8 protein-coding genes are annotated in these 13,629 nt (G+C 40.7%); 7 read left to right on the top strand and 1 reads right to left on the bottom strand.

Going from position 1 to position 13,629, the window contains the following annotated elements; translation table 11 throughout:
• Nucleotides 1–12 precede the first annotated feature (12 nt).
• From H8S51_RS15620 to H8S51_RS15590, 7 genes are all read left to right on the top strand, one after another.
• On the top strand, nt 13–1,017 hold the full coding sequence (locus tag H8S51_RS15620; RefSeq protein WP_186899884.1) for a DUF6077 domain-containing protein: 1,005 nt from the start codon (nt 13–15) through the stop codon (nt 1,015–1,017).
• The gene (locus tag H8S51_RS15615) at nt 1,001–1,795 is read left to right on the top strand and encodes a hypothetical protein (protein WP_186899883.1); all 795 of its coding nucleotides are present in this window, start codon (nt 1,001–1,003) and stop codon (nt 1,793–1,795) included. The genes H8S51_RS15620 and H8S51_RS15615 overlap by 17 nt, the downstream gene beginning before the upstream one ends.
• A gap of 77 nt (nt 1,796–1,872) precedes the next feature.
• Nucleotides 1,873–5,205: a fibronectin type III domain-containing protein gene (locus H8S51_RS15610; RefSeq protein WP_186899882.1), complete on the top strand. Its 3,333-nt coding sequence runs from the start codon at nt 1,873–1,875 to the stop codon at nt 5,203–5,205.
• A gap of 152 nt (nt 5,206–5,357) precedes the next feature.
• Nucleotides 5,358–6,719: a sugar transferase gene (locus H8S51_RS15605; RefSeq protein ID WP_015559560.1), complete on the top strand. Its 1,362-nt coding sequence runs from the start codon at nt 5,358–5,360 to the stop codon at nt 6,717–6,719.
• A gap of 221 nt (nt 6,720–6,940) precedes the next feature.
• A complete protein-coding gene (locus H8S51_RS15600) occupies nt 6,941–11,314 on the top strand; it encodes an N-acetylmuramoyl-L-alanine amidase (RefSeq protein ID WP_186899881.1) in 4,374 nt (1,457 codons plus the stop codon).
• Between the two features lie 22 nt (nt 11,315–11,336).
• The gene (locus tag H8S51_RS15595; protein WP_118209340.1) at nt 11,337–12,158 is read left to right on the top strand and encodes a glycosyltransferase; all 822 of its coding nucleotides are present in this window, start codon (nt 11,337–11,339) and stop codon (nt 12,156–12,158) included.
• 231 nt (nt 12,159–12,389) lie between these two features.
• Complete coding sequence (locus H8S51_RS15590; RefSeq protein ID WP_118209391.1) at nt 12,390–12,605, top strand: hypothetical protein; 216 nt, start codon at nt 12,390–12,392, stop codon at nt 12,603–12,605.
• Nucleotides 12,606–13,022: 417 nt separating this feature from the next.
• On the opposite strand, the gene H8S51_RS15585 is transcribed toward H8S51_RS15590, so the two are convergent.
• A complete protein-coding gene (locus H8S51_RS15585) occupies nt 13,023–13,499 on the bottom strand; it encodes a hypothetical protein (RefSeq protein WP_186899880.1) in 477 nt (158 codons plus the stop codon).
• Nucleotides 13,500–13,629 lie beyond the last annotated feature (130 nt).

The raw sequence follows: 13,629 nt of genomic DNA, 5'->3' as shown, positions 1-13,629 counted from the left end.
AGGCTCAGAAAATTGCTTATTGTTTTTAAATTGCTTGTACTTACAGGCATCTGGTATATTTTCCCCACAGCGGTGGGATTTGTGGTGGAAAAACAAAGTGGTGCCCAAAATATAGATTTTCTGCAGTGTTATCTGAAGGGAATCATAATATTATTTGGACTGTTTTATCTGATCGCACGGATTGTGATTATGCAAAAGTTATCTTTGTCCGTGCTGACAGAAATATGGTGCAAAGTTATGATACTTGTGATCATTTTGGCGCTGGCATTTATTTTTTGGAAAAGAAAAGAAATACGCTTGTCAGATATCATCAGGGAAGTGAAAAAACTGATACCAGGTATACTGGTTGTGATCATACTTACTGTATTTAGTGTGGGAGCAGTGACGGTCAGCCAGAAAGATAATACGGTAGAATCCGTGCTGACTATGTATACTTTTGATACGCTGTATCAGATCAATCCGATGACAGGAAAAGCACCGATGCTGCCGGTAGAAAAAGAATTGTTAGCACAGATGGCAGGATCTCCGTTAGATGCATATTATGCAGTCTGTTTGAAAATATGTAACCTGAATCCGGCTAAATTCATCCGGATGATCCTACCGTTTTTTATGTTTCCGATATATTATGCTGTCTATGTTCTCTGGGCAAGATTTTTATTCCCTGGGGAAAAAGCGGGGAAAAGATATATGTTTCTTGCGATGATATGGGTATTGTATGCAATTCCGCTGGCAGCAGACAAGGCATTTTATTTCAGTGTTTTTCAAAATGAATGGAATGGAGAACCGTTGTTTTTCCTGGCTCTGCTGCCGTGGTCGATATTACAGATTTTCGGAAAGGGAAAAGAGCTGCGCAGTCTGAAAAATTATGCATCTGTGCCGGTACTGATCTGTTATGTGGCATCGGCGCTGGCAGGACAACTGATGTATGAAAAAGGATTTTTTATGATAACATTTGCATGGGTGGCAGTTATAGTTATGACAGGTATTATGAGGTGGAAAAATGGAAGCAGCATTTGAAGCACTCAGAGAGCAGTTTCGAAATTTTGGTACAGATGGAATAAGTCTGGCACTGACAGGTTTTGCAGTTCTTTTTCTTGTAGCAGAGAAAGAACGACTTGACTGGCGTATCGGACGGCTGGTAAAATATGAAATTTTGTTTTTTCTGCTTCTTGGAAATCCGTTTGGTTACAATAATATAAGCAGTTTCTGGATGCAGGAAGATTATGCGAAAATATTTATGCTGCTCATGCCGGCTGTTGTAATAGCAGTTCTCGTAACAGAGCTGACTTCAGCAGTTAAAAACTTTTTCACAAAGGTATTATGTATAGCTGGGTGTGTGTGCCTTATAGTTGTCAGCATGTATTTTTGTTTTGGCGAGGTAAAAATACAACTGTTACAGAATACATATAAGGTTTCAGAAGATATTGTGGAACTTGATACCCTGCTGCGCAGTGAAAATCCTGCAATTACGAATATGATTGCGCCAAGGGAAGTATGTGCACAGATCCGTGAATTAAATGAGTCGGTGCAGCTTTTGTATGGGGAAGATCTGATCAGACAGATGATAGATGGAAAAGATGTCTCTGAAGACGAAGAAGAAAAAGAATTTTATGAGGCCTGTGCAACCATTGTGGCGGTTCCACAGGCGGTAGATCATCAGATTGATGTTGCTGAGCGCTATGGCAGTAACTGTATTGTGCTACGGATTTCGGATGATGATGAACCTAAAATGGAGGAAGCAGGGTATACATGTTTTGGAAAGACAGACAGTTATGTCGTGTATTTGAAAGATTAAAAATGCGACTGGTATAACCAATATAGTACGCACAAACTTGAGATGCGCTTGAAAGCAGCGCAGGAATGGAGAATAATATGAAAAAAAGACATCAGGCAGGAAAAAGGATCGCTGCTTGGCTTATGGCATTGAGCCTTTGCGTGACAGCAGTTCCGGCAGAGCAGGTGGTATATGCAGCCGGTGAACAAAATGAAACAGAGATTACAGAACTAACACAGAATCCTGAGGTGACAGAGAGCACGGAGGCGATGGGAGACTCTGAAAACGCAGAGGGGAATGAAGCAGGAGATAGTGGCGAAGATCAGATTTCTGAGACAACGGAAAATACCGGAACAGAAGAAAATTCTGAGATGCCGGCGGATACGGAGAGTACAGAAATTCCTGAGACGACTGAAAATACAGAGAGTACGCAGGCAACAGAAGATTCAGAGATGACTGACGATACAGAAAGTACAGAGGCACTTATCGGGGATAACGAAGCGGCAGACACGGAGAAAGAAGAAAGTGAGGATATTCTAAAGAAAGATGGAAATGTGACTCCGGGAAGTACCTATGCGGCAGCAACATCGATTGGACTGAATACAACTTATAATGCAACGACATCCAGAACATCTGTTACACATTGGTATAAATTTACGATGAGCAAAGCCGGTATGGTACAACTGAAATTTGCACATGCGAATTTATCGAGCGCAAGCAACAGTACGGCCTGGAGGATTGATTTTATTGCCGATCAGGTTGGTGGGTTAGTCACTGTAACAAGCGGAATGCAGGATACACAGAACCAGACGGCGAAAATAGGACTTGATGCCGGTACCTATTATGTACAGATTACCGGAACCGGAGTACTTACAGTCGGGTCTGCAGCTTACAGCTTCAGCGTACAGTATGAAGATACCTATTGTGAGACAGAACAAAATAATACGATTGCCACAGCAGATAATTATGACAGATTAGGTCAGACGATAACAGGAAGCATTTCCTCTGCATCGGATACCGATTATTATAAGATCACATCCACCACGAAAGGATATCTTTCATTTCAGTTACAGCACGATAAAGTGAGCGGCAGGCTTTCAACAGATATTTACAGTGTAGCAGTCTGCGATGCTGCCGGAAATACGTTGTATACAATGACAAGTAAGAAAGATGAGGAGAAATCCGAGTCGGTTAATTTTGGACTTGACGCCGGAACCTATTATCTGAAAGTATCAGGAATCCAATATATGGATGCGTCAGGTTCACTGACAGTTCAGGGAGCAAATGGAGAGACGTACAAGCTGAAGGTATCCTGGACGAATGCAGACAACTGGGAGAGCGAGAGCAATGATGATATAAATACAGCAGACACAATGACATCAGGCAAGGCAGTTTACGGAAGTCTGTATGGTGTCAGTGATTCTGATTATTATGGTTTTCAGACAACAAAAGACGGATATATCGTGATCAATCTGCAGCATTCGAAAGTTACAGGATGGCAGAATAAGGCTATTTATGCAGTTACAGTCTGTGATACTTCCGGCAATTCGATCTACGAAATGACCAGTAAAGCGGAAGATGAAGCCACGGATTCCATTAAACTGGGACTGTCAGCAGGTAAATATTATATTAAGGTGGCAGGTCAGAATGCATATTACGGCGGAAACTATGTGATCAAAACTACCTTTAAGGCGTGCAGTACCTGGGAGCACGAGAGCAATGATACTTACGATACAGCAAATACGGCTGTTTCCGGCACAACATACAGCGGAGATATCCGTACCTACAGTGATGTGGATTATTTTAAAACATCACTTTCTGCAAATGGTTATATCAATGTGAAACTGACGCATCCGGTTGTGAGCGGACAGGAAACAACAAACATGTTTGTGCTCAGCGTGATCCGCAAAGTGGATAAAGACCAGTATACAGAAGTCTACACTACGAAGATCCGTGGCGGGGACACAAGCATTTCCACGCCGAACCTTGGACTGCCGAAAGGTGAGTATTACATTAAGATCGCAGGAACCGGAAATACGACGGGAACATTATTGAGCGGAACGAGTTATCCTGTAAACTATGATGTATGTATCAAAGCAAAGACAGCAAGTGACCGGGAAGTGGAGTCGAATGATTCTGCTGCCACTGCAAATACCGTAAAGAACGGAAAAACTTATTACGGAAGCACAAGCAGTTCCTCGGACAAAGATTACTATAAGATCAAAATGTCAAAAGCAGGCTATCTGCAGATTAAGTTTGGACATAAAAACAGTCAGAGTACAGCAAGCTGTTATAATGTTGTTCTTTACAATAAGGATAACAGTGAAATTTATAAATTTACGAATACCGGGACAGAGACTTCTTATACATCCTGTAAATTAGGACTGGATGCGGGGGAATATTACGTATGCGTCAGTCAGGCTTCGACCCTTTATACCGGAGACTACACGATCTGCCTGACACAGAAAGCAGCTTCCGGCTGGGAGACAGAGAATAACGGTGACTGGGCATCCGCAGATAATATACAGGTAGGCAAAGCGGTAAAGGGTGTGATCACAGGCTATTCATCAGACGAAGACTATTATCGTTTTACACTTACAAAAGCACAGTATATCAATTTCAGTCTGGCACATGAAAAGATCAATGATGCGGGAAGAAGCTGGTATGTAACACTTTATAATGCAAATGCTAAGAGAGGTTATCAGGATTATGACCATATCTATTCTTATGCAGGAAGTACTTATACAGAATCATCTGCAGTCAAATTAAGCAGAGGAACCTATTATCTGAAAGTGCAGGCATTTGCAAAAAATGCTGTAGATAAAGAATATACCCTCTGTGTAAATAAGATTGGAAATAAAAAGACAAGCGTAACTTCCGTAAAATCGACAGCATACAATAAACTGAAAGTTTCATGGAAAGTTGTGCCGGCTGCAGCTTCCTATCAGATTTACCGCAGCACGAAAAAAGATGGAGATTACCAGAATATAAAAACCATCGACAGTGTGGGAACCAGTTCCTGGACGGATAGCAGTGTAAAAACCGGAAAAACATACTATTACAAGATCAAAGTAGTTGTTAAGACGCAGAATGGAAATCAGACCAGTGGATTTTCCAATGTAAAATCTGCAAAAGCTGTACCGGCAAAGACAACACTAAAAGCGAAAGCATCCAATGCAAAGAACGTAAAGCTGACCTGGTCAAAGGTAAAAGGCGCAAATGGCTATGAGATTTACCGCAGCAACAGAAAAGATGGAAAATACCAGAAAGTAAAAACTATATCCAAAGGCGGTACGACATCTTATAAAGATGGAAAACTGAAAAAATCAACGACTTACTATTATAAGATCCGTGTATATCGTAAAGTGGATAGAAAGAAAGTATATGGAAGTTATTCTTCCGTTGTTTCCGTAAAGACCAAAGCGAAATAAAAGTAAAAAGAGATACCCCGGTGGGATGATCATCATACATCCTGCCGGGGTATTTTTAAGATTTTATGAAAATTCTGGTAAGATATATTCAAAGGTTGGGTTTTATGATAGAATAATATAGATTATGCAAAGGTATGAATGTGAGGTACTTCATGAGGAAAAGGGAAAGATATAAACATTTGCTGAATTTATTTGCTAATTTTGTAATGCTTGTGGCTGAGACAGCAATGTTTGCATTTATATGGTATAAAATGTATGTGCCGGAATTGGAGGATAAGTTCTGGAATAGAGGAAACTGGGCAGTAATCGGAATGTATGCATTGGTATTGTTCTTTTTTATCCGTACATTTGGCGGATACCGGATCGGATACCTTAGAATTACAGATATTTGTTTGTCGCAGATCCTTGGAATTTTGTTTGCAAATATTATCGAGTATTTTCAGATTTGTATGATTGCAAATGATTATATGTCAGCATCACCGCTTCTGTTATTGACGACAGCTGAGATTGCAGTGACACTGCCTACCGTTTTTGTTGTAAGATATTTTTATGTCAGATTATATCCGCCAAGACGTATGATCGTAATATACGGGGAACATTCTCCGGAAGAACTGATTTCCAAGATTAATTCCAGAAAAGATAAGTACAATGTTTGTGCAACTGCCAGCGCCTATATGGGATATGAGGCATTGTATTCTAAAATATTAGAGTATGAAGCGGTAGTTTTATGTGATCTTCCGGCAAGTATCCGTAATAAAATTTTAAAGTTCTGTTATGATCAGAATAAAAGAACCTATATTACACCGAAGATATCGGATATTATTTTAAATGGAACGGAACGAATCCATTTGTTTGATACACCTCTTATGTTGTCAAGAAATCAGGGACTTACGATAGAGCAGAGATTTGTAAAGAGGACTATGGATATCGTGTTTGCACTGCTCGCGATTGTTATTTCATCGCCGTTTTTACTGGTCATTGCAGTTGCAATCAAACTGTATGATGGGGGACCGGTATTCTATAAGCAGGAGCGTCTGACGAGAGACCGCGAGACGTTTCAGATTATCAAGTTTCGCAGCATGAAAGTAGATTCGGAAAAACAGGGAGCACAGCTTGCCAAAAAAGATGATGACAGGATCACACCGGTTGGAAAAATAATTCGAAGAACGCATTTAGACGAGCTTCCTCAGATTTTTAATATTTTAAAGGGAGAAATGTCTTTTGTTGGTCCTAGACCGGAAAGACAGGAAATTGCTGAAAAATATGAAGAAATTGTTCCGGAATTTAGGTTCCGCCTGAAAGTAAAAGCCGGATTGACAGGGTATGCACAGGTATATGGAAAATATAATACAACACCATATGATAAATTAAAACTGGATCTGACTTATATACAGACATATTCAGCGTGGTTAGATGTGAAATTAATGCTTATGACATTTAAGATTATGTTTCAGAAAGAAAACACAGAAGGTGTAGATGAAAAGCAGACGACAGCGATCAAAAAGGAATCATAGAGATGGAACAGACAAGCGAAGTACAGATATCTGTTATTATGCCGGTTTATAATGCACGGGATTATGTGGAGCAGTGACGGAAAGTCGCGCAATAAATACAAGTCAGCTAAAATGCAGTGGAAAGTTTACCGTTTTATAGGAAAGAACCGGCTAAATGCATTGCGTTATATGGTACATTACACATTAAATAGTGTCAAAAAATATACAAGAGGGTAAGGAAAATGAAAAAAAGGATTTTAGCAGTAATCATGGCAGTCTGCGTGAGTATGACAGCACTGCCTGCAGATGTAAGTGCAGCAGAAGACAGTGCAGTTCAGACAGAAAGCACGCAGAAAACATCACCGGCAGAGAAATCAGCCCAGACAGAAAACGCTGGGAATGCAGCAGAAGAACTGACCGGAACGGAGATGACAGAGACAGAAGAAACGACCGAGACGGTAACAATCGAAACAGAGACGATTGAGACAGAAGAGCCGGCAGAGACAGAAACCTCGGAAACAGAGAAACCGGCAGAGACAGAAACTTCGGAAACAGAGAAACCGGCAGAGACAGAAACAATCGAAACAGAAACTACGGAAACAGAGAGCACCGAGACGGAGACAGCTGAAACGGAGACAGAGGAGTCAACCGAAACGGAAACAACTGAAACAGAGACAGAAGAGCCGACCGAAACGGAGACTGCGGAGACAGAGACTGTCCAGGCAGCAGAACTTAACTACATGATGGTAGAGTCACCGTACGTTGAGACACCGGGAACGCAGAATGTGGTCTTAAGTCTTGGAACAGGCGATGAGCAGCTTTCGGATATCGTCTTAAATTATAAGAATCTGACCACCGGAAAAGCATATCAGACAAAAACTGCAGGAATAGAAGAGGATATGATCCGGTTTACCATGGATTTTTCAGAAAATGGACAGGCAGGAGAGTATCAGATCACTTCCGTGCAGTTTACACAGGAGAAAACAAAACAGGAAATCCTGCTATCAGACCTTGGCATGGATGTAAGATTTGGTGTCAATGAACAGGCAGAGACGAACCCGGATCAGGTACTTTATGATGAAGATGCCTATGCGGATGTGGATGCTGATGTTGTTACTATGAGCGCAGATGGAGAAGTTATTTCCGAAAACACTGTGGAAAATGTGCTGGAGCAGGGAATCTCAGATGCTGTCGCCAGTGTTGCAGATAACTTAAAAGGTGCGAACAGTAATGTGAAAGTCGTACTCGATCCGGGACATGATGGCACCCATGCAGGAGCACCCGGTTTTGGAGTACAGGAAGCGGATCTGACACTTAAGATCGCCACATATTGTAAAGAAGAATTATCTACCTATAATGGTATTACTGTTTATATGACAAGAGAGAGTGCAAGCTGTCCGGCAGGCGGCGGAGATTATATTGCATGTCTGGATGCCCGTGCAAACCTTGCAAAGAATGTGGGAGCAAATGTGTTAGTAAGTTTCCATTTAAATACTGCAAACGGAACAGCGAGAGGTGTGGAAGTTTATTATCCGAACAGCAACTATAATGCGCAGGTGGGAAGCAACGGACAGGCACTTGCAAAGAAAATATGTGACAAATTGGCAGCACTTGGATTAAATTATCGTGGCACAAAGATTCGGAATGCTTCTTATGACAAATATCCGGATGGATCTGCGGCAGACTATTACGGACTGATCCGCCGTTGTAAAAATAATGGCATTCCTGGACTGATCATCGAGCATGCCTTTTTGGACAATGCAAATGATTATTATACATATTTAAGTTCAGATGAAAAATTAAAGGCACTCGGGGTTGCAGATGCTACTGCGATCGCAGAATATTTCGGTCTGACAAAAGGTGCTCAGACAGTTACCTGTACCTATACGCAGTCAAGAGCGGATGGTAGTCTGAAAATCAAATGGAGCGGACTTGATAATGTTGATTATTATGAGATCTGGCGTGATACTAAAGATGCCTATGATTATGAAAAGATTGATGAAGTATCTGATGCGACATCTTTTATCGATGATACCGTAGAATTGGGAACAAGATATTACTATTTGGTTCGTCCGGTATTTAATGACGGAACTACGGGAGAATACTCCAAATCCATCTCTGGTGTGGCATTAGCAAAGACAAACTTTACGAAAATCGAGGCAAAGAGCGGAAAGAAGGTCGCTTTAACCTGGAAAAAAGTTTCACAGGCAGAAGGATATCTCATTTATCGCAAAGACAGTGAGGATGGAAAGTATAATCAGATCGGTAAAGTGACTTCAGGAAAGACTCTGACATACACAGATACTGTGAAATCCAATAACAAAACATATACTTATAAAATACAGGCGTATAACACAAATAATGGTAAACAGGGTGTCGGTGCATATTCCTCCACGAAATCAGCAAAGACACTTGCAAAAGCAAAAATTACAGGCATCACGTCCTCAAATGAGGAAGTATTAAAAATTTCCTGGAATAAGGTAAGCGGTGCAAAGGGATATATCATTTCCCGCAGCACAAAGAAAGATAGTGGTTATAGTGAAATAGATACAGTATCAGGAGAAAAGACAACATCCTACACAGATGATACTGTAAAAGCAGGAAAGACCTATTACTATAAGGTCGAAGCATATAATGTCAACAGCGGTACAAAAGGATACGGCGGTGCATCAGACGCGGTGGCAGGAAAAACTGCAAAACGTACAAAGATCACATCAATCGTTTCCACAAATGAAAAAACACTGACGATCAAGTGGAATAAGATCACAGGAGCTTATGGTTATCGTATCAAACGAAGTACCGATGAAGATGGTACTTACAAAGTTGTTAAGACGATTAAATCCGGAAACACGACCAGCTACAAAGACACCAGTGTAAAAGCAGGAAAGACCTATTATTACACGGTTGAAACGATGGTAAAGACAGGAGACAATATCTGTTATAGCGGTGATTCAGCGTCCATGGAAGGAAGAACAGCGAAAAAAGCGAAGATCAAGTATGCTGTTTCAAATGGAAGTAATCAGATTGAAGTAAACTGGGGAGCAGTGAGAGGTGCCTACGGCTACCGGATCAAACGCAGTACGTCAAAGAATGGTACTTATAAAGTGGTTGCCACTTTAAAAGGAAAAAATAATACGACCTATCAGGATAAAAAGTTAAAAACTGCAAAGACCTACTATTATAAGGTAGAGACGATCAACAAGGTAAATGGCAAAAAAGGATACAGCGGTAATTCGGCAGCTGTGTCGGCAAAGACTTTGAAAACTACATCCATTACGGCAGTCAAGGCAACCGGAAGTACTTCCGTAAGACTGGAATGGAAAGCTGTGGATGGGGCATCCGGTTATCAGATTTACCGGAGTACGTCAAAAGACAGTGGTTATAAAAAGGTCGGACAGGTCAAAGGTAAAAATACGAAAAAATATGAGGATAAAACATTAGAAGCCGGAAAAACTTACTATTATCAGGTTCGTGCATATAAGAGCAACAGTGCTAAAAACGGTGTGGCATCTTTCTCAAAAGCACAGAAGGCATGGACGATCAAACAGGTGGTATTCTCCCAGATCACAAGTGACAGCAAAAATCAGGTCACACTTGGCTGGAAGAAAGTTTCAAAAGCACAGGGGTATGATATTTACCGGAGCGACGAGTCAAACAGTGGATTTGAAAAGATCGCTTCAATTTCATCCGGATCTACACTGACTTACACGGATAAGGGCGTAAAGAGCGGCAATACGTATTACTATAAAATTGCAGCAACTTATAAGATCAAAGGCAGTGCAGGCAGAGGAAGTTATAGTAAGGTAACAGAGGTTGCAGTCTTAAAACAGGGAAGTATTTCTTCTATCACACTCGGAGATAATAATGTATTAAATATCTCATGGAACAGTGTTGCAAATGCAAGTGGCTATGAACTTGCCGGTGCGGTCAGCGAAAAAGGAACTTATACCACATTACAGACTTCTGGTGCAACATCCTTTACACACAGTAATCTGGTACAGGGAACGACATATTACTATAAAGTAAGAGCATACAAAGATTTAAGCAACGGAATCCGTATGTACGGACCATGGTCAGCGGTAAAAGCAAAAGCTGCAGCGCATGAGATCATGGGTACAAGCAGTGTGACAGTCGACCAGATGGTATCTTACTATAATAAACGTTATACCTTCCCGGCAGATACTTACCGTGATAAGGGAGCAGATTCTGCGGAGGCATTCTTTAAGATCTTAAAAGAAGAGGCAGAAGCCGAGGGTGTAAGAGCAGATGTATTGTTTGCGCAGGTTATGTTAGAGACCGGAGGATTAAAATTCGGCGGTGATGTGCAGCCGAGTCAGTGTAACTTTGGAGGACTCGGTGCAGTCGGTGGCGGTGCAGCAGGTGAGACTTTTGCAGATGTAAGAACCGGACTCCGTGCGCAGGTACAGCACTTAAAAGCATACGCAAGTACAGATGGATTAAACAATGCATGTGTGGATAAGCGTTTCCAGTATGTATCGCGTGGAACAGCCAGATACGTGGAGTGGCTTGCGATTCCACAGAATCCATATGGAAAAGGCTGGGCAGCAGATGCGGATTATGGTACGAAGCTGCTTCGGATCATGGATAGTTTATAAACGAAAAAGTATGGTGATATAAATGATAGAACAGAATTATTCCGTTTTAATGTCTGTATATAGAAAAGAAAAAGCTGAGTATTTGCAAAAAAGCATTGACAGCATGCTCTCCCAGACAGTACCACCGCAGGATTTCGTGATTGTATGTGATGGATTGCTGGGGGATGAATTAAATCAGGTACTCCAAAAAAAAAAGCAGGAGTATCCGGAATGTTTTCAGATAGTTCAACTGCCTGAAAACCGAGGACTGGGAGAAGCACTCAAAGAAGGACTGGTTTATTGTAAAAATGAACTGGTTGCACGAATGGACAGCGATGATATCAGTGTTCCAGAGCGTTGTGAATGGCAGTTAAAAGCTTTTGCCCAAAATAATGTATCGATTATCAGTGGAGCTGTGCAGGAATTTATGGATGATACAGCACAGGCAGGTACTGTCAGATATGTTCCGGAATCATCAGAAAAGATAGCGGTATATGCAAAAAAAAGGAATCCTTTCAATCATCCGGCAGTGATGTTTAAAAAAAGTGATGTTATAAAAGCTGGAAGTTATATGGATTTTCATGGATTTGAGGATTACTATCTATGGCTCCGTATGCTCTCAGGCGGGATGAAGGGATATAATCTATCTGAAGTGCTAGTGTACATGAGAGTCGGTAATGGCATGTATGCGAGGCGCGGAGGAGTTTCATACTTGAAAGATATGGCAGAGTTTCGGAAAATCATGTTAAATAGCGGATACATTAATTTACTGGAATTTCTGACATCTGTCATAGCCCGTGGAATTGTAATCCTGATGCCTGCGAATCTGAGAAAAACAGTATATTCGGTCTTTCTCAGAAAGTAATCCTTGGCTTAAAGACAGAGATTTCGCTTTTAAAAATATAATCCCTGGTTTTGCCTGTGAATTTCAGGAAAAACAGGGGATATCCATTTTCAATATAAAATCCCACAAAAAATCAAGTGTTTAACGGACAAAAGAAAATCTATTCCATTGTTCAACATTGTCATGCCGGTACTGCTTTTTCTGATGCTGCAGTATGAGAGCTTCCATACCATTTTTTCAGACCCTGAAAGCATGTCAAAAAGACTGAAAAACTGTATCAGTGGAAGGATTCCAAAAGTTGATGCAGTCCGCGACCTTCTCTCCAGAATAAACCCAGATGAAATACGCAGCATACATGAAGAAATGATTGATATCATAAAACGTAACCGGATATTCCGGAATGGAACGATAAGCGGTCAGCTTAAGGCAGAGTTGACGATATGCCGGACGTTTTGTCCGGAACCATAGCCTGACGCCTTCTTTTGCATACGATAGTATGCCAGAGATACCTTTAGCTAACCGGTAATAGCAGAAATATACTTTTTTCTTTACAGGGTCTGCTTTTTGTATAATTGAAACCTTAAGGGCATTTGTTTCTGACTTCATAGATATATGTGCAAGAAAAGCCATGCATAAGGTGATATAAAAATTTAACGTATTGATGGCAGACAGCTTTCGTACTCGAAAGTTTTCAAACTGAAACATCTGTTTTTTTGCAGCGGAAATATTCCTCTATTTTCCATCTCGAAAAGTACTGCTTTGCAACAGCGATTACATCTTCTTTTGATTTAATATCTTTATTGGTTGCAAGCATCATTGGATGTTCGGTTAAACCATAGACGAGCACCAGGTCAATATCTTTTTTAGAAGCGGTTATCTGAACTTTTACATGAGACAGATATGCTTCACGGGATGATTGTTGCCGGTAAGAACACAGGCTTCTGTTACGTGATAGCCTTTTTCATAAACGGTTTTAGTATTAGTGCTTTTAGAACCATCACGAACAAGTCCAAGTGCCTCGAACCTGCGGCCTTCCGGTTTTATCACATCACTATCATCGATATGGATAATGGGATTGCTGGAAACCATTGTACGAACAAAGGTCAGATATGACTTTTGAGCATCTTTCGGAATTCCTTTGTTGAGATGTCTTGTAAGACGCTCCACAGAATTAACTTTTTTAGAATTCTCATGAAGCTGGTCAACAATGTTTGTCAGAAGGCAGCTCTGAGAGGCAAGCATGCCGTAGGTCATATCAGCAGTAATCTTTCTATCTGGTTTGGAAAGATGTTTTGAAATTTTTTTGGAAAAAGTTAAAATTTCCAGTTTCAAAGTATAAGTATTTGTTGTAGAATTAAGCATAAGGAGTCCTCCTGTTTTTTTGTTTAGTATTATTTTGATTTGGTACCTTAATTTTACTACAAAACAGGAAAGGATTCCTTATATTTTGGGCATTTTTTGAAAGTTGTTTATGACGATGATTATGAAAACG

This window comes from Roseburia rectibacter, assembly GCF_014287515.2.
GTDB classification, from domain to species: domain Bacteria; phylum Bacillota; class Clostridia; order Lachnospirales; family Lachnospiraceae; genus Roseburia; species Roseburia rectibacter.
This window is presented reverse-complemented; position numbering and strand designations above follow the sequence as displayed.